Source organism: Luteimonas sp. A501, from assembly GCF_054052085.1.
Window position 1 is genome coordinate 65,204 of record NZ_JBSVRI010000006.1, and the last position, 17,924, is coordinate 83,127.

Here is a 17,924-nt window from a genome sequence, read left to right on the forward strand (position 1 = left end):
TGGCTCCTGTCCTGCCGGTTGCCGGCCATCATGCCTCAGCTGCCGGAGAACCGCTCGACTGCCTTGGCGCGGTTCCAGTACGCGTCCTGCGCGTCCAGCGGCAGGTCCGCCATGCGCGTGCCGTCGGCGGCGGCGAAGGCTTCCATGGCGCGGAAGCGGCGCTCGAACTTGTGGTTGGCGCGGCGCAGCGCGGTGCCGACATCCACCTTCGCGTGGCGCGCGAGGTTGGCGGCCACGAACAGGAGATCGCCAAGTTCGGCTTCCAGGCGCTCGCGCGCAACGGCATCGTGCGGCGCGGCGGCGACCGCGTCGAATTCCGCGCGAACTTCTTCCAGCTCTTCCTCCAGCTTCGCCATCACCGGCGCCGGGCCGGGCCAGTCGAATCCGGTGCGCGCGGCGCGGTCCTGCAGCTTCACCGCACGTTGCCATTCCGGCAGGCCGCGGGTGATGCCCGCGAGCGCCGAGGCGTCGGCCTCGCCCGCCGCGGCGCGCTCGGCGCGCTTGATCCCTTCCCAGCTTGCAAGGGCGGCATCGGCATCGGCATCCGCCGCATCGGCATCGCCGAACACATGCGGGTGGCGGCGCTCCATCTTGTCGGAGATCGCCCGCGCGACGTCGTCGAAGGCGAAGTGACCGGCCTCGTTGGCCATCTGCGCATGGAACGCCACCTGCAGCAGCAGGTCGCCCAGCTCCTCGCGCAGGCCGTCCATGTCGCCACGGTCGATCGCATCGGCGACCTCGTAGGCCTCCTCGACCGTATACGGCGCAATCGTCGAAAAATCCTGCGCCAGGTCCCAGGGGCAGCCGCCGTCGGGATCACGCAGCTTCGCCATGATTGCCAACAATCGCTGCAGCTGGTCTGACACTTCGATACTCCTGAGAAGCGTTTTTGCCACGGATTTACGCGGATACGGGCGGATTCACACGGATAGAGCAAAAAAGCATTGTAGGAGCAGCTATAGCTGCGATAGGACACAGCAGAAGAAAAGCTTTTCAGCCACGGATTTGCGCGGATGACGCGGATCTGGCTGAGGCCAGTGCCGACGGCACGCTTTGCACCTGCTTTTTCCTGGAAAGTGCTTCTGCCGGCATCCTTGCCTCGGCCAAATCCGCGTCATCCGCGTAAATCCGTGGCAAAAATGCGCTTGGCCTTTCGCTTGTGCGCGGTCGCAGCTATAGCTGCTCCTACAGCCAGTTTTTCGCTCTATCCGTGTAAATCCGCCCTTATCCGCGTAAATCCGTGGCAGAAGGCTCTTGAACCCACTCCCGCCACGGCAGCGCGGGATCGCCCAGCGCCACGAAGTCGCCGTTGAGCACGGTGTCGCGCTGGTTGTAGCGGAAGGGACGGCCGCGCAGGTCCAGCACGCAGCCGCCCGCGGCCTCGAGGATGGCCTGGCCGGCGGCGGTGTCCCACTCGCTGGTCGGGCCCAGGCGCGGGTAGGCGTCCATGCCGCCCTCGGCGAGCAGGCAGAACTTGAGTGACGAGCCCAGGCCGATCGATTCGTGCTCGCCGATGCGCCCGAGCATCGCCGCGGTGCGCGCGTCAAGGTGCGAACGGCTGGCGGCCACGCGCAGCGGCGCGGTCGCCGGGCGGCGGGTGGCGATGGCGCGCTCCGCGTCGCCGTCGCGACGGCAGGCGCCCTGCCCCGGCGCGCCGTGCCAGACGGCGCCCGTCACCGGCGCCTGTATCACCCCGAAGACCGGCACGCCGTCATCGACCAGGGCGATGTTGACCGTGAACTCGCCATTGCCCTTGAGGAACTCGCGGGTGCCATCGAGTGGATCGACCAGCCAGAAGCGCGACCAGCTGCGACGCGACTCCAGCGGCACCATATGCGCCGACTCCTCGGACAGCACCGGGATGTCCGGCGTCAGTCGCGCCAGTCCATCCACGATGCAGCGGTGCGCGGCGAGGTCGGCGGCCGTCACCGGGCTGTCGTCGGCCTTGGCGCGCACCGCGACCTCGCCGCCGTACACGGCCATGATCGCCGCCGCCGCCTCGCGGGCGATCGCGATCACGCCTTCGCGCACGGCCGCGGCCACGCCCTCAGCCGCCGCCATGGTGCTGCAGCCAGTCACGGGCGATGAACAGGGCCGCGATCGAGCGGCCTTCGGAAAAGTCCTCGCGCAGGATCAGTTCGTGCAGGCGGTCCAGTTTCCACGGCACCACCTCCAATTCCTCCGGCTCGTCGCCGGGCAGGCGCTCGGGGTAAAGATCGCGCGCAACCACCAGGTGCGTGGCATGGCTCATATACGTCGGCGCCAGGGTCAGGCTGCGCAGGACGTCGATGCGCCGAGCGCCATAGCCGGCCTCTTCCTTGAGCTCGCGGTCGGCGGCCTCGGCCGGGGTTTCACCAGCGTCGATGCGGCCCTTCACCAGGCCCAGTTCGTAGCGGTGCACGCCGGCGGCGTACTCGCGCACCAGCAGCACGGTGTCGTCGTCGAGCAGCGGCACCACCACCACTGCGCCGTGGCCGCGGCCATGCAAACGCTCGTAGCGCCGGCGCTCGCCGTTGGAGAACTCCAGGTCCATCCGCTCCAGCCGGTAGGGACCGGCATCGGACTCGGTGATGTCGTGGATGATCGGCAGCCGGCGGGTCATCGGCACCCCCGTGCGGGCCGAGGGGCGATAATGCAGCGATGTCCGACAAGTCTTTGCACGATTCCGCCATTCTAGCCGAGGGCGGCGACTGGCGATCCCGCGACCTCGCCGTCGTCTGGCATCCCTGCACGCAGATGCGGGAACACCCCGATACGATGCCCCTGCTGAGCGTTGCCCGCGGCGACGGCGCCTGGCTGGTCGGCCACGACGGCCGCCGCACGCTGGACGCGGTCAGCAGCTGGTGGACCAACATCCACGGCCACGCCGAACCCCGCATCGCCGAGGCGATCGCGCGCCAGGCGCGCAGGCTCGAGCACGTGATCCTGGCCGGCGCCACCCACGAGGGCGCGGTCGAACTGGCCGAGCGCCTGCTCGCGATCGCCCCCCGCCAGCCCGGCCGCGACCCGCTGGCCAAGGTGTTCTACGCCGACAACGGTTCGGCCGGCGTCGAGGTGGCGCTGAAGATGGCCTTCCAGTGGTATCGCAACCGCGGCGACGAACCGCGGCGCACCAGGTTCGTGGCGCTGTCCAACGGCTACCACGGCGAGACCATCGGCGCGCTCTCGGTCGGCGACATCCCGCTGTACCGCCGGGTCTATGCGCCGCTGCTGGTCGAAGCGATGTTCACGCCCTCGCCCGACGCCTGGAACGCACGCCCCGGACAGTCGGACGAGGACTGCGCCGAAGAGGCCGCCGACGCCCTGGCCCGGCTGCTGGACGAGCATCCCGGCGAAGTCTGCGCGCTGATCCTGGAGCCGCGGCTGCAGTGCGCCGGCGGCATGCGCATGCACCACCCGGTGTACCTCAAGCGTGCGCGCGAGCTCTGCGACGTGCACGGCGTGTTCCTCATCGCCGACGAGATCGCCACCGGCTTCGGCCGCACCGGCACCATGTTCGCCTTCGAGCAGGCCGGCGTGATGCCCGACCTGATGTGCGTGTCCAAGGGGCTCACCGGCGGCTTCCTGCCGCTGGCCGCGGTGCTGGCCACGCAGTCGATCTACGACGGCTTCCTCGACGACTCCCGCGAGCGCGCCTTCCTGCATTCGCACAGCTACACCGGCAACCCGCTGGCCTGCGCCGCGGCCCTGGCGACGCTGGACATCTTCGAGTCCGACGACGTCATCGCCCGCAACCGCGTGACCGCGGCGAAGATGGCCGACGCCGCCGCATCGCTGGCCGGCCTGCCGCACGTGGCCCAGGTCCGCCAGGCGGGGATGGTGGTCGCCTTCGAGCTGACCCGCGACGGCGACCGCACGACGCCGTTCGATCCCGCCGAGCGGATCGGCCTGCGCGCCTACCGCGCCGCGCTCGAGCGTGGCGTCATGCTGCGCCCGCTGGGCGACATCCTCTACTGGATGCCGCCGTACTGCATCGACGACGACCAGCTCGCGCTGCTGGCCGGGACGACCGAAGCTGTGATCATTGAGGCGACGCAGAAGGCTTAGCCACGGATGTACTCGGATCAGTGCGGATAAAGCAGACGCCTTTGCTTTTGTAGGAGCAGCTATAGCTGCGATAGGACAAAGCCAGGAGCCAAGCGTTCCAGCCACGGGTTCACGCTGCCCCGGCAAGATCCGCGTCATCCGTGGCAAAAATGCTCCTGGCCTTTTGCTTGTCCGCAGTCGCAGCGATAGCTTCTCCTACAGATGCAAGTGCTTTTGCTTTATCCGTGCAGATCCGCACTGATCCGCGTAAATCCGTGGCAAAAAAGGACCTCCATGCGCCAGAACCGCGAGTACGTGGACGAAACACTGACGGTCGGCACGAGGGTGGCGCTGCCCGAGGCCGCGGCCGCACATCTGTTGCGGGTGCTGAGGCTCGGCGTCGGCGACGACTGCGTGCTGTTCAACGGCGACGGCTTCGACTACGACTGCCGCATCACCGCCACCGGCAAGCGCGGCGGCGAAGTGGAAGTGCTGTCGGCGCAGGCGGTGGACAACGAGTCGCCACTGCGGATCACGCTGCTGCAGGGCGTGGCCCGCGGCGAGAAGATGGACTGGATCCTGCAGAAGGCGACCGAGCTCGGCGTCGCCGCATTCGTGCCGGTCAACAGCGATCGCACCGAGGTGCGGCTGGACGATGCGCGCGCGGCGAAGCGCCTGGCCCACTGGCAGGGCGTGGTCGCCGCGGCCTGCGGCCAGAGCGGCCGCGCGTCCGTTCCGCCGGTGGGACCGCCGCTGGCACTGGCGCGGGCGGTCGACACGCTGCCGGGCGAGGCGCTCAGGCTCACGCTTGATCCTACGGCGGCCGACACTGTGCGCGACCTAGCCGATCCCGGCGAAGGCTCCGTGGTAGTTGCCATCGGGCCTGAAGGCGGCTGGTCGCCGCGCGACCGCGCCGTACTTGCCGAGGCCGGATTCCAGGGGCTGCGCCTGGGACCCAGGGTCCTGCGCACGGAAACCGCGGGCATTGCCGCAATCAGCGCCCTGCAGGCGGCATTCGGGGACCTTGGCTGAGGTCGGGGGCGGCGCTCAGGCCGCCAGCGCCTCGCGGATGGCACCTTCGATGGCATCGACGTCGGGCAGCAGCGTCGGCTCGTCGTTGAGCAGCACGCGCATCAGAACGCCCAGTGGCAATCGCGGCGCGTCACCGTCGACATCGCCCTCGCCAGCGTCCGCCACCAGCGCATCGCGCGACACCGTCACCAGGCGCGGGAAGCCCTTGGTCAGCAGGGCCACGTAAGGCAGGTGGCTGTCGCCGCCCAGCGCCTTCAGCACCACGACCTTGCTGCCCAGGCCGCCGACATCATCGGCGATCCCGGCCAGGCGCGAGAACGAGGCCAGCGGCAGCTGCCAGCCGCGCCAGCGGATGCGGCCCAGCAGCCAATCCGGCGCGTCTGCCACCGGCTCCGGTGGGGCGTAGGACAGCACCTCGGCGATCATGGCGTTGGGCATCAGCAGGCGCGCGCCCTCCACCTGCATCAGCACGCCGCGGATGTCCTGGATGGCGGGAGAAGTCATGGACGGATCCTCATCAGGGCCAACGATCAAGCAGGAGCTGCGCCAGCTCGCCGGGTTCGGCGGCCTGCGCGCCCCGGGCGACCAGGGTTTCGACCGCGATCCCGTCGTAGCAGCTGGCTGGTGCCTGTACGAGCACCATGGCGCCCTCGCCGGCGAGGGCCATCGCGGCATCGACGCGGTCCACGTTGGCACCACTGAGGAATACGAGGACGCTGTCGCCAGCCGCGAGGGAACCGTAGTGGTCCAGCGCGCCATTGTCGGCGATCGCGAAAAGCAGCTGTGCGCGATCGCTGACCACGGCCATGTCCGGCGCCAGGAAGTACACGGTGCCGGGCTCTGCCGGGCCGCCGGCTTCGGCAAGCGCGACCGGGAGCGCAGTGGCACGCTGCATCTGCTGCACCAGGCGCTCGTAGCGCCCGCCGTCGAGCTGCAGCCGGATCAGCACCGCGCGCGGGAATCCTTCGCCCAGGCCACCCAACAGCTGGCGAACGGCGTCCGGGCCGCCGAGGCCCGCTTCGACCATGACCGCGCCGCGCAGCACGCCGTGCCCGTAGCTGTCCGGGTCGGCGAGCGACAGACCATCGAGGCGCAAGGCAAGCGCGTCGATGTCGATGGCGTCGCCGCCACTGTCGCGCGTCGCGATCGGCGCATCGTCGTCGGCCAGTGACAGGCCATCACCGAGCGAAAGCGGATCAACCGCCGGCTCGCCCTCTTCGCGCGTCGCGATCGGCGCGTCGTCGTCGGCCAGCGAGAGGCCGTCGCCAAGCGTGAGCGGATCAACCGCAACGGCGTCGCCAGAGTCCACGCCCGGGGACGCGGCGGCTTCATCCCTGCTGGCCTCGGGATCCGCAGCGGTGGCGGCCACCCCGGCCAGCAGTTCGGCCAGGTCGGGATCGTCCGCAAGGGATGCCTCGTAGGCATCGGAGGACGAGGACCAGTCCATGTCTTCGGCGGAGACCAGACCGGCAACGTTCGACTCGCCCGCACCGGCTTCCGGCCGGGGCGATTCGAATCCCTCGGCACGCGGCACGTCGGCGGCGAGGTCCAGGGCGGTATCGGCGAGGGCGTCGATGTCCACGCTGGCTGGATCGAAGCTCCGCTCCGGAAGCCGGCCAGGCGCGGGATGCACGGCGTCGTCGGATCCCGCACCCGGAGGCAAGACGTCCTCGTGCCCGTTGAGCTTGGCGGCGAGATGCCGCACCCAGCGTGCGGAATCCCAGCCATCGCGCTGCGCGGCCACTTCGGCCTCGTCGAACATCACCAATACGGCGGGATCCGACAGCAGCGCGTCGAAGTGCTCGAGCGAATCCTCGATCGCGGGCTCCAGGGCCACGAGTACTGCCGCCGGTGCCAGGGCGAGGGTCGCAGCGGGGTCGCCATCGGCCGGGTCCACGACCGCGACCAGCTCCGCGCCGGCTTCGCGGATCGCTGCCTCCAGGCGTTGCCGGGCTTCGCCGGGGCGCGCAAGCAGCAGTACCCGCACGGGGGGCGTGCCCTGCTCAGCCATCGCGCTGCAGCTCCAGCAGGTCATGGACATTGCGCAGCAATTCGTTCTCCTGGTACGGCTTGCCGAGGTAGCGCTCGACGCCAATCTCGAATGCGCGCTGGCGATGCTTCTCGCCGGTCCGCGAGGTGATCATGATGATCGGCACGTTGCGCAGCCTCGGGTCGGCCTTCATCGCCGTCGCAAGCTCGTAGCCGTCCATCCGCGGCATCTCGATATCGAGCAGCATCAGGTCGGGCACGCGCTCGACCATCCGCTCGAGCGCATCGATGCCGTCCCTCGCCGTGGCGACTTCGTAGTTGTTGCGCTCAAGCACGCGGCCGGTGACTTTGCGCATCGTGATCGAGTCGTCGACCACCATGACCAGGGGCACGCGGCGGTGCCCGGCCGCAGCGACCGGCATCGCGTCGCGCGGCTGCGCCACCTGCTGGCGACGCACCAGCGGCGCGATGTCGAGGATCACCACCACGCTGCCGTCGCCCATGATCGTTGCGCCGAAGATGCCCGGCACCGACGCGACCTGCGGGCCAACCGGCTTCACCACGATCTCGCGGTTGCCGAGGATCTGGTCGGTGGCCACCGCCACGCGCAGTTCACCGGAACGGATCAGCAGCAGCGGCATCTGCAAGTGGCCTTCGGCGCGCGCCGCGGCATGGCCGACCAGGCCGCCGAGGTCGTGCACCGTGTAATCCTCGCCGCCGTAGGCATAACTCGCCCCCGGCTGCTCGAACTCCTCGCGCGAGATGCGGCCGACGCCCCGGACCGAGGCGATCGGCACGGCGAAGCTGGTGTCGCCGATCTTCACGAACACCGCCTGGGTCACCGCCAGCGTCTGCGGCAGGCGCATGGTGAACGTGGTGCCCTTGCCGGGCACGCTGGCGATGTCGAGCGCGCCGCCGAGCTGGCGGACCTCGCTCGCGACCACGTCCATGCCGACGCCGCGACCGGACAGGCGACTGACCTCGTCGACGGTGGAGAAGCCGGGTTCGAAGATCAGCGCATCCAGGTCGCCGTCGACCAGGGCCACGTCGTCGCGGATCAGCCCGCGCTCGACGCCGCGGCGGCGGATCGCGGCGCGGTCGAGGCCCGCGCCGTCGTCGGCGACCACCAGTACGACTTCAGAGCCCTCGCGGCGCACCGAAATGCGCACCGAGCCCTCGTCGGGCTTGCCGTCGTCACGACGCTTGCGCGGCTTCTCGAGGCCGTGTGCAACGGCGTTGCGCAGCATGTGTTCCAGCGGCGCGGTCATGCGCTCGAGGACGTTGCGGTCGAGTTCGCCCTGGGCGCCATCCAGCTTGAGCTGGGCATGCTTCCCGGTTTCGGTCGCGGCCTGGCGGACCACGCGGCGCAGGCGCGGAACCAGCGAATCGAAGGGCACCATGCGCGTGCGCATGAGGCCTTCCTGCAGGTCGGAGCTGACGCGCGACTGCTGCAGCAGCAGGGTTTCGTACTGGCGCGTCAGGTCGTCGAGCGTGCCCTGCAGGCTCGACAGGTCGGCCGCGGACTCGCCCAGCGCACGTGACAGCTGCTGCAGGGTGGAGAAGCGATCGAGCTCCAGCGGGTCGAAGGTCGGATCCGCCGAATCCTGCTCGCGCTGGTAGCGGGCGATGATCTGCGCTTCGGTCTCGATGTCGAGGCGGCGGAGCTGGTCGCGCAGACGCATGTTCGTCTGCTCCATCTCGCCCATCGCGCCGCGGAAGGCGCCCAGCTGCTGCTCAAGGCGGGCGCGATAGATCGCCACCTCGCCCGCGTAGTTGACCAGGCGATCGAGCAGGTCGGCGCGGATGCGCACCTGCTCCTGCGGAGCGCGGACGGTGATGTCTTCGTCGTCGGCATGGAGCGTGTCCACGACCGGCGGGGTGAGCGGCGGCAGCACCACGACCGGCGGGGCGGCACGTCCGCCAAGCGCCGCGCCAGCACCCACCAGGTCCTCGCCTCGGGCACGCGCATCGAAGGCCTCGATCAGGCCCTGCGAAGGGCTGATCGCCAGCCGCTCGCCAACGCGGCTGACCATCGCATGCAATCGGTCGAAACCGCGCTCGAGCAGCGGTACGTCGCCGCGTGCAAGGTCGAAGCGCTGCTCAGACACCGCTTCCAGCAGCGATTCCATCGAGTGGCCAAGTTCGCCGATGGCGAATACACCGGCCATCCGCGCGCCGCCCTTGAGCGTATGCAGGTCGCGCTGCAGGCCGACCAGTGATTCACGATCGTCGGCGGTCTCGCGCAGCCGTGCCAGCAGGCCGTCGGAGTGGTCAAGGAGGTCGCGGCCTTCTTCGACAAAGATGTCGACCAGCTCGGAGTCCAGGCCACTGAAGTCGAACTCGACGTCCGGATCCTCTTCGTCCGGGATCGCGGCAAGCATCGCCGTGCTCGCGGCCGCGCCGACGCGATCGGCTTCGAGGCGCTCGGCTTCAAGGCGCTCTGTTTCAAGGCGCTCTGTTTCGACACGCTCGGCTTCAAGCCGCTCGGCTTCAGCGCGCTCCGCTTCGAGGCGTTCCGCCTCAAGGCGCTCGGCTTCGAGGCGCTCAGCTTCAACTCGTTCGGCTTCGAGGCGCTCAGCTTCAACTCGTTCGGCTTCGAGGCGTTCGGCTTCAGCGCGCTCCGCTTCGAAGCGTTCCGCCTCAAGGCGCTCGGCTTCGTGGCGCTCAGCTTCAACTCGTTCGGCTTCGAGGCGTTCGGCTTCAACGCGCTCGGCCTCGAGACGCTCTGCTTCGCGACGCTCGGCCTCGAGACGCTCTGCCTCGGTACGTTCGGCTTCCCGGCGTTCGGCATCGTCGTGTTCCGCGTCGAGGCGCTCGGCCTCCGCGCGTTCGGCGTCGATGCGCTCCAGTTCCAGGATCTGCGCTTCAAGCTCTGCCAGCTCGATGCGCTCGGCTTCGGCACGCTCGGCTTCGGCGAGTTCGGCTTCGAGACGCGCCACCTCGATGCGTTCCGCTTCGACACGCTCCGACTCGGCGCGCTCGACGTCTGTGCGCTCCGCTTCGACACGCTCCGCTTCGACACGCTCCGCTTCGACACGCTCCGCTTCGACACGCTCCGCTTCGACACGCTCCGCTTCGACACGCTCCGCTTCGACACGCTCCGCTTCGACACGCTCCGCTTCGATGCGCTCCGCTTCGATGCGCTCCGCTTCGAGGCGCTCCGCTTCGAGGCGCTCCGCTTCGACACGCTCCGCTTCGACACGCTCCGCTTCGAGACGCTCCGCCTCGACACGCTCCGCTTCGACACGCTCCGCTGCAGCGTCCCCGGCACTCCGATCCTGCTGCGCATCTTCAGCAGCGGAGTCGGTGAAACCGGCGTATGCGCTGAGGTCGACATCCACCAGCGTCGGCGCCGCGAGGTCGTGCGCGTCGCCATCGGCGTCCGCGCCTGCGTCGAGCACACCGGCATCCATGGGTGCCGGTGCGGGCAAACCATCGCGCAGCGCCGCGAGGCGTGCGGCCAGCGCCACGACCACCGGCACTTCCGGGCGCGCGGACTGCAGGCCGACGATTGCCGCTCGGGCGACGTTGGCGAGCTCGCCGATCGCGGCAACGCCCTCTGCAGGTGCCGGTGCGGCGCTTGCGAGCAGGCGGCGCACATAGGCCTCGCCAGGAGTCAGCGCCTGGGCCACCGTGGGCACTTCGGTCATCGCGAATGCGCCATTCATCGTATGCAGCGCGCGCAACAGTCCCTCCGACGCCGGCGTGCCTTCCGTCGATGCCCGTGCCACCCATGCATCGACAGTGACCAGGTGGCCGGCGACCTCCGCATCGAGGATTTCGAGCAGGAGGGCGTCGACGGAAGCCGGAACCATCTCGAACCCGTCCGCGACCGCCGCTTCGCCGTCGACCGCGTCGACTTCCACATCAGCGGCACTCTCTGCGGTGTCGGCATCCACAACACCGGCTTCACCGGCATTGGCATCGGCATCGGCCACCGGGGCCGGTACGGCGGGCTCGGGAGCCGCGTCCGCCGCGGGCGCGGCAATCCTGTACTGCTCCGCGCCGGTCGCTTCGTCCGGCATGCCCTCGTCGCCCGCGGCGATGCGCTCGGCCGAAGCCTGCATGCGTGCGAGGTCGGACCGGACCGCAGCGTCGCCGCGCAGCGCCGCCTGCAGTTCGGGAAGGGTGTAGAACGCCTGGTCGACCATGGCCACCACGGCGGGGCTGGCCGCGCGCGTGCCGTCGAGCACGCGGTTGAGCATGTTCTCGATCTTCCAGCTGAACTCGCCCAGCGTGCGCGCGCCGACCAGTCGGCCACTGCCCTTGAGCGTGTGGAAGACGCGGCGGATCGGGCGCAGCCGCTCGAGGTCGTCGGGCTGCGCCCGCCACATCGGCAACAGCTGGTCGAGGTTGTCGATCTCCTCGGCGAACTCCTCGAGGAAGACTTCGCGGATCTCGTCGTCGATCTCGTCGCCTGTGGCTTCGAAGCCGCCGCTGCCCGCGGCCGCAGGCGCGGTGGCGGAAGGCTGTGTGGTGCGGTCCGGCGCTGCCGATGCATCAGCCGCAGCCGGTGCCGGGGCGCGATCGATCAGCGCCGCCACCGTGCGTTCGATGTCGGCTTCGCTCACCAACGGCCCCTCGCTCACGGCCTGCTCCGGCAGTGCCTGCTCCGGCGTCCGTTCGGCGGGCAGCGGCCAGTAGCCGAGCGCCTCCAGGCTGTGGCGGCTGACGTCGAGGATTTCCTCGCGGTTGAAACGGTTCTCGCGCAGGGCCTCGAGGTAGTACTCGAGGCTGGCCAGCGCGTCGGCGAAGGTGTCGAGCTGGCGGCCGTTGGGCACGCGCCGGCTGTCGATCAGTTCGTCTTCGATGTAGCGGCGCACGCCGGCCAGGTAGGCCGCCGGCTGCGGCAGTTCCAGCATCTCCAGGGCGCCGGCGACCTCGCGCAGCAGGCGCGGCACTTCGGCCAGCTCGCCGTGGTCCCAGCCGGTCTCGATGAAGGCGACGAACGCCTGGCGGGCGTCGGCGAAGTTGGCGATCGCCTCGCGCGCAAGCACGTCGAGCACCTTGTCCGCCTCGCCCGCAGCGAGGTCGCCCTGCACCGGTGCGTCCTGGTCGCCGGCGCCGAGGCGCGCGACCTGGTCGTCGAGGGTGGCGTCAACGTAGAGCAGCGCGCCGGCGACGTCGAGCAGCGCGCCCTCGTCGGCCGGACGCCGGCCCGCGGCGATCTCGGCCATTGCCTCGCGCTGCTGTTCGACCACGCCGCGGGCGATGCCCAGCCCAAGCATGCCCAGCGTGTCGCCGACGCGACCGAGGGCTTCGACCTGAGGCGCCAGGCGCTCGAGGTCGGTCTCGCCGGTGCGGAGGTGGAGGTCGAGCGCGTCCTTGACCCGGAGCAGATCTTCCTTGACCGCCGCGGCCACGGTGTCGAGCAGGGCCCGGTTGCGGCCGGTCATGCTGCCCTGGGCGTGGCTGATCTCGGAGTCGGTCGGGAGCTGCGCCTGCAGCTCGAAGGTGTCGTGCAGCGCGCGCAGGTCGGCGTGGTCGGCGCTCGCGTGGGCGGCGTGGTACAGCAGCTGGCGGGTCGGCTCGAGCGAGGCTTCCGCGCGCGGGATGCCGAAGCCGTCGTCTTCGAACAGGCGGCGCGACTCGCGCTCGACGCTGGCGAAGGCCTGGCGCAGCGCCGGGGTCGCCTCCAGCGCGCCGTCGGCGGTGGCCCTGGCGACGGAAGCCGCCACCCAGAGCATGCGTCGCGCAGGCTCGGCCTGGACATGGCCAAGCAGGGCGTCAAGCGTCGTTGCCAGCGTCCCGCCTACAGCGCCGCCGCCCTCCGGCCACGCCACCATCGCCGCCCGCAGCTCGGCCAGCAGCGGCTGGGCGCGCGCGTTGCGCACGGGCACCGGATCGTTGGCGACGGCCACCGGCGCCAGGTCGCCCGGCAGCGGGCGCTGCAGGTCCGGGGCGAACAGCACGCTTTCCGACAGGCCGGTCTCGCCGCGCGCCGCGCGCAGGTCGTTGAGCAGCGGCAACAGGACGATCGGGATGTCCTTGTGGCCGCTCTGCAGGCGCTCGAGGTAGTCGGGCAGCAGCACGACGCCACGCATCAGCATCGCGCAGGCGGCGTCGCGGTCGGCCACGGCGCCGTCCTGCAGCGCCTGCGCCAGGCGCTCCATTTCCTCGGCCACCATCGCCGGCGCATACAGCTCGACCATGCGCAGCGTGCCCTGCACCTGGTGCAGGTAGCCGGCGCAGAAGCGCATGCGGCTGGTGTCGGTGGGATCGGCCGCGAAGTCCTCGATTTCGATCCGCGCCTGGCGCAGGGTCTCGTCGAGCTCCGGCTTGACCCAGCCGAGCGTGGTGTAGTCGATCGCGTCGCGCAGTGCGGTCATCGGTCTGTGCTTCAGGCCGGCAGCTTGAAGTCGGCGACCGAGCGGCGCAGGTCGGCCGCGAGCTGGGCCAGGTTGCCGATCGACTCCGCGGTCTGGTTGGCGCCCTGCGAGGTCTGCGCGGTGATCGACTGGATGGTGTTCATCGTCTCGGTGATGTTCGACGCCGCCGCGGACTGCTGCTGCGACGCGCCGGAGATGCCTTCGATGAGCGCCGCCAGGCTGGTCGAGACGCTTTCGATCTCGCCCAGCGCCGTGCCCGCGTCCTCGGCCAGGCGCGCACCGGCGACCACCTCGGAGGTCGTCTGCTCCATCGAGCTGACGGCTTCGTTGGTGTCGGACTGGATGGTCTCGACCAGGGTCTCGATGCGCTTGGTCGCGTTCGAGGCGCGTTCGGCCAGTCGCTGCACTTCGTCGGCCACGACCGCGAAGCCGCGGCCCGCTTCACCGGCGGACGCCGCCTGGATCGCCGCGTTCAGCGCCAGGATGTTGGTCTGCTCGGAAATGTCGTTGATCAGTTCGACGATCGAGCCGATCTCCTGCGAACTTTCGCCCAGCCGCTTGATGCGCTTGGAGGTCTCCTGGATCTGGTCGCGGATCGAGTCCATGCCGGCGATCGTCTCGCGCACCACGCCCGCGCCCTTGGTCGCGATCTGCACCGAGCGCTGCGCCACGTCGGCCGATTCGGCGGAGTTGCGCGACACCTGGTTGATGCTGAGCGCGATCTCGTTGATGCGGTCGGACGCGGAGTTGATCTCCTGCGCCTGGTGTTCGGCGGCCTCGGCCAGGTGCATGGCGGTGGCCTGCGTTTCCTGCGCGCTGGACGCGACCTGCACCGAGGTGTCGGTGATCGTCTGCACCAGGCTGCGCAGCTGCTCGACGGCGAAGTTGATCGAGTCGGCGATGGCGCCGGTCATGTCCTCGGTCACCGTGGCCTTCACCGTCAGGTCGCCTTCCGCGAGCGAACCCATTTCGTCCAGCAGGCGCATGATCGCCTCCTGGTTGCGGTTGTTGAGCTCCATCGTGGTTTCGTAGCGCTCGCGGCGGTCGCGGCTGAGCTCGCGCATCAGGCCGACCAGGGCCAGCGCGGCCAGGCCGAGGAAGGCGATCGAGATCCAGATGTTGCCGAGGATCGAGGTGTCGTTGAGCGAGCCGAAGGTGGTCAGCGACTGGAACAGGGTCTCGCTGTCGTCGAGCAGCTTGTCGGAGCCGGTGGTGAGCGAGGCGGCCGCGTTCTGCGCGCTGAACAGGTTCTGCGAGCTGGACAGGATCGCGTCCAGGTCCTTCTTCATCTCTTCCCACTGCGACGCCGCCTGGTCGAGCGCGGCCAGGGCCGCGGCGTTCGACAGCGCCTGCACGTTCATCGCCTCGTCGCTCGAACGCAGGCCGGCCAGCACCTGCTCGAACACGCCTGCGTCGCGGGCCAGGGCGTCGCCGGCCAGCGATGCACCCGGGCCACCGGCCTGGATCTCGGTCACGCGGCGGGCCATGGTCGAGGCCAGCACCACTTCGCGCAGCGCGATGTAGATCTGCGAGGACGGCGAGCCGCTGGCCGACATCGCGCGCACCACTTCGTCGAGCTGCGCCTGCAGCTGCGGCACGGCCTGGGTGAAGCGTTCGGCATTGCCGGCGAAGGCGACCACGGCGGCCTCGCTCGCGATGACCTGCCCGGCGTTGGCGGCCAGGGGCTCCCAGGTGGCGGCCACGGCGCGGATTTCGCCGGCGACGTCGGGCGTCTCGCCGAAGTTGCCGATCAGCTGCTGGATATCGCCGTCGATCGCGGCCTTGGTGGCCTTGAACGCGGTGTACGAGGCGCTGCTGCCGTCGACCGCTTCCCGGCCCTGGTTGGCCAGGCGCTGCGAGTTCACCTGCAGGCTGGACGCCGCGGTGCTGGCGCCGCCCAGGCGCGAGGCCTTGGTCATGGCATAAATGGTGTTGCCTGCGAATACCAGCAGCGCGGCCACCAGGAGCCAGATCCAGACCCTGGCACCGATGCTGCGACCCTTGCCGGTCTCGTTGTCGATCACGTTGCTCATGGAATTACCCCTGGCCTGTCTGATGCGGCATCACGCCGCTGCTTGTCTGAATTCGGGCGTGCGGGACAGCCTGTCCAGGCTGAACACTCCCCACGCATGGCCGCCCACCTTGTAGGCGCGATCGATGAAGCCGGAATAGCGGCCCTCGGCAAGGACCTCGTGGTTCGACTGCTGTTCTTCCAGGAAGCTGCGCTGGCCGAACAGTTCGTCGATGGTCACCGCGACGTTGCCGCCGGGCTGGCGCACCACCAGCACGCGCTGGCCCTCGTGCAGCACCGTGCGCTCGCCCTCGAGGAACAGGCGCAGGTCGACTACCGGCAGCAGGTTGCCGCGGATGTTGGCCACGCCGAGCATCCAGGGCTGCGCGCCCGGCACCGGCGTGAGCTGCGGCAGCGGCAGGATCTCAAGCACTTCGTCGAAGCCCGAGGCCAGCAGGCGCGGCCCGACGCGGTAGCCGACGCCGCGCCAGAGGCCCGGCGCATCGAGCTGTTCAGGCAGGCCGACCAGGTGCGCCAGGCTGCGCCGCTCGAAGCCCGCAAGGACCTCGAAGGGCTCGGCCTGGTGCGGGCGGGCGTCGCGACGCGCCATGTCAGCCGCCCAGCAGCGCGTTGATGCGCTCGACCAGCTCGCTTTCGACCGGCGGCTTGACGATGTAGCCCTTGGCCCCCTGGCGCATGCCCCAGGCCTTGTCGGTCTCCATGCCCTTGGTGCTGACGATCAGCACCGGGATGGCGGCAGTGGCCTCGTCGCGCGACAGCGCGCGGGTGGCCTGGAAGCCGTTCATGCCCGGCAGGACCACGTCCATCAGCACCAGCGCCGGCAGCTCGCGCCGCGCGACCTCGATGCCGTCTTCGGCATTGCCGCAGGCAAGCACTTCGTGCCCGTTGCGTTCGAGAAGCTGGGTCAGGACCGCGGTGTCTGTCGGCGAGTCCTCTATCAGCAGGATCTTTGCCATGGTGTACCTGTCCCCCCGGTCAGGTGTTGACGTGCGTTCGGATCGCGTCGAGGAGTTCCTCGCGCGTGAAAGGTTTGGTGACGTACTGCTCGGAGCCGACGATGCGGCCGCGCGCCTTGTCGAACAGGCCGTCCTTCGATGACAGCATGATCACGGGCGTGTGCTTGAGCAGCTGGTTGTTCTTGATCAGCGCGCAGGTCTGGTAGCCATCCAGGCGCGGCATCATGATGTCGACGAAGATGATCTGTGGCCGCTGGTCGGCGATCTTGGCCAGCGCTTCGAAGCCGTCGGTCGCGGTCACGACGTCGGCGCCCTCCCGGCGCAGCAGCGTCTCCGCGGTGCGGCGGATGGTCTTCGAGTCATCGATCACCATCACGCGCAGGCCGTCGAGGCTGCCGGCGCGGTTTTGGTCCTGCGTCATCGTGTCTCCCCGGTGCATGGCGGCCGATTGCCAGGCGCCACTGCGAACGACCAATCTTCCAGTACACCGCAGCAGTGTCAAGCGCGAAATCCACGGACTGCCACGGGCATCGAGCTTATGCCCGTGGCAGCGCCCGCGCAGCTGATAACATTTGTCAGTAACTGTCGCGGATGGCCACCATGCCTTTAGATGTCGTTGTCGTGATGGACCCGATCGGATCGATCCAGGTCGCCAAGGATTCAACCTTCGCCATGCTCCTCGAGGCCCAGCGGCGCGGCCATCGGCTGCATTACGTGCTTCCGGGCGGGCTGTCGATGGATGGAGGGCACGCGCGCGCGCTCGCGGCACCGCTCACGGTGCGCGACGATCCTTCGGACTGGTTCGAACTGGGAGCCGCGTCACATCGCGGCTTCGGCGACGGCGACGTGGTGCTGGTGCGCACCGACCCACCGGTCGACGCCAACTACATCCACGACACCCAGATCCTGGACATCGCGCGCCTGGCCGGCGCCAACGTGGTCAACGATCCCCGCGGGCTGCGCGACCTCAACGAGAAGCTCGCCGCACTGCTGTTCCCGCAGTGCTGCCCGCCGACCCTGGTCAGCCGCGAAGCCGCGGCGCTCAAGGCCTTCGTCGGCGAACACGGCCAGGCCGTGCTCAAGCCGCTGGACGGCATGGGCGGGCGCTCGATCTTCCGCGCGGCCGCCGGCGAATCCAATCTCAACGTCATCCTCGAGACCCTCACCGACGGCGGCCGCCAGCTGGCGATGGCCCAGCGCTACCTGCCGGAAATCACCGAGGGCGACAAACGCATCCTGCTGATCGACGGCGTACCGGTGGACTATTGCCTGGCGCGCATCCCGCAGGGCGACGAGTTCCGCGGCAACCTCGCCGCCGGTGGCCGCGGCGAAGGCCGCCCGCTGAGCGAGCGCGACCGCTGGATCGCAGCGCAGGTGGGTCCGGAGATGGTCCGCCGCGGCATGCGCTTCGTCGGCCTGGACGTGATCGGCGACTGGCTGACCGAGGTCAACGTCACCAGCCCCACCTGCATCCGCGAGCTCGACGCCGAGTTCGGCCTCAACATCGCCGGCCTGCTGTTCGACGCCATCGAGCGCGGCCAGCCGCGCGCCGACGCCTGA

General features: G+C 69.6%; 14 protein-coding genes and 1 pseudogene. 4 read left to right on the forward strand and 11 right to left on the reverse strand.

Annotation, left to right across the window (positions count from 1 at the left end):
* Nucleotides 1-35: 35 nt before the first annotated feature.
* From mazG to nudE, 3 genes are all read right to left on the reverse strand, one after another.
* Nucleotides 36-872: a nucleoside triphosphate pyrophosphohydrolase gene (gene mazG / locus ACW7G5_RS14185; RefSeq protein WP_457005620.1), complete on the reverse strand. Its 837-nt coding sequence runs from the start codon at nt 870-872 to the stop codon at nt 36-38.
* Nucleotides 873-1,224: 352 nt separating this feature from the next.
* A complete protein-coding gene (gene cysQ, locus ACW7G5_RS14190; protein WP_457005567.1) occupies nt 1,225-2,061 on the reverse strand; it encodes a 3'(2'),5'-bisphosphate nucleotidase CysQ in 837 nt (278 codons plus the stop codon).
* Entirely contained in the window at nt 2,048-2,602 is a 555-nt protein-coding gene (gene nudE, locus ACW7G5_RS14195; RefSeq protein WP_457005569.1) for an ADP compounds hydrolase NudE, read from the reverse strand. Before nudE ends, cysQ begins: the two co-directional genes overlap by 14 nt.
* Before the next feature lie 38 nt (nt 2,603-2,640).
* Here nudE and bioA point away from each other — a divergent pair, with 38 nt between their 5' ends.
* Entirely contained in the window at nt 2,641-4,047 is a 1,407-nt protein-coding gene (gene bioA / locus ACW7G5_RS14200; RefSeq protein ID WP_457005571.1) for an adenosylmethionine--8-amino-7-oxononanoate transaminase, read from the forward strand.
* Nucleotides 4,048-4,320: 273 nt separating this feature from the next.
* Complete coding sequence (locus tag ACW7G5_RS14205) at nt 4,321-5,058, forward strand: 16S rRNA (uracil(1498)-N(3))-methyltransferase (protein ID WP_457005573.1); 738 nt, start codon at nt 4,321-4,323, stop codon at nt 5,056-5,058.
* Nucleotides 5,059-5,073: 15 nt separating this feature from the next.
* Here ACW7G5_RS14205 and ACW7G5_RS14210 read toward each other — a convergent pair whose 3' ends face one another.
* Genes ACW7G5_RS14210 through ACW7G5_RS14220 form a run of 3 tightly spaced genes read right to left on the reverse strand, consistent with a single transcriptional unit; the run spans nt 5,074 to nt 9,428 of the window.
* Nucleotides 5,074-5,562 (reverse strand): chemotaxis protein CheW, encoded by a 489-nt coding sequence (locus ACW7G5_RS14210; protein WP_457005575.1) that lies wholly within the window; start codon nt 5,560-5,562, stop codon nt 5,074-5,076.
* Between the two features lie 13 nt (nt 5,563-5,575).
* Nucleotides 5,576-7,069 carry a chemotaxis protein CheB gene (locus ACW7G5_RS14215; protein ID WP_457005577.1) on the reverse strand — a complete coding sequence of 498 codons (1,494 nt, stop codon included), beginning with the start codon at nt 7,067-7,069 and terminating at the stop codon, nt 5,576-5,578.
* Nucleotides 7,062-9,428: a response regulator gene (locus ACW7G5_RS14220; protein WP_457005622.1), complete on the reverse strand. Its 2,367-nt coding sequence runs from the start codon at nt 9,426-9,428 to the stop codon at nt 7,062-7,064. Before ACW7G5_RS14220 ends, ACW7G5_RS14215 begins: the two co-directional genes overlap by 8 nt.
* Nucleotides 9,429-9,502: 74 nt before the next feature.
* On the opposite strand from ACW7G5_RS14220, the gene ACW7G5_RS14225 reads away from it, so the two are divergent.
* Complete coding sequence (locus tag ACW7G5_RS14225) at nt 9,503-10,357, forward strand: pentapeptide repeat-containing protein (protein WP_457005624.1); 855 nt, start codon at nt 9,503-9,505, stop codon at nt 10,355-10,357.
* Nucleotides 10,358-11,186: 829 nt separating this feature from the next.
* On the opposite strand, the pseudogene ACW7G5_RS14230 reads toward ACW7G5_RS14225, so the two are convergent.
* The 5 genes and pseudogenes from ACW7G5_RS14230 to pilG all read right to left on the reverse strand — a co-directional run.
* A pseudogene (locus ACW7G5_RS14230) lies at nt 11,187-13,376 on the reverse strand (Hpt domain-containing protein); the annotation flags it as partial.
* Nucleotides 13,377-13,387: 11 nt separating this feature from the next.
* Nucleotides 13,388-15,409 carry a methyl-accepting chemotaxis protein gene (locus tag ACW7G5_RS14235; protein WP_457005579.1) on the reverse strand — a complete coding sequence of 674 codons (2,022 nt, stop codon included), beginning with the start codon at nt 15,407-15,409 and terminating at the stop codon, nt 13,388-13,390.
* A 30-nt stretch (nt 15,410-15,439) separates the two neighbouring features.
* Nucleotides 15,440-15,997, reverse strand: a complete 558-nt coding sequence (locus ACW7G5_RS14240) for a chemotaxis protein CheW (RefSeq protein WP_457005581.1) — start codon at nt 15,995-15,997, stop codon at nt 15,440-15,442.
* 1 nt (nt 15,998) lies between these two features.
* A complete protein-coding gene (locus ACW7G5_RS14245) occupies nt 15,999-16,364 on the reverse strand; it encodes a response regulator transcription factor (RefSeq protein ID WP_457005583.1) in 366 nt (121 codons plus the stop codon).
* Between the two features lie 19 nt (nt 16,365-16,383).
* Nucleotides 16,384-16,785, reverse strand: coding sequence for a twitching motility response regulator PilG (gene pilG, locus ACW7G5_RS14250; protein ID WP_457005584.1), 402 nt, complete (start codon nt 16,783-16,785; stop codon nt 16,384-16,386).
* A gap of 179 nt (nt 16,786-16,964) precedes the next feature.
* Here pilG and gshB point away from each other — a divergent pair, with 179 nt between their 5' ends.
* Nucleotides 16,965-17,924, forward strand: coding sequence for a glutathione synthase (gene gshB / locus ACW7G5_RS14255; RefSeq protein WP_457005585.1), 960 nt, complete (start codon nt 16,965-16,967; stop codon nt 17,922-17,924).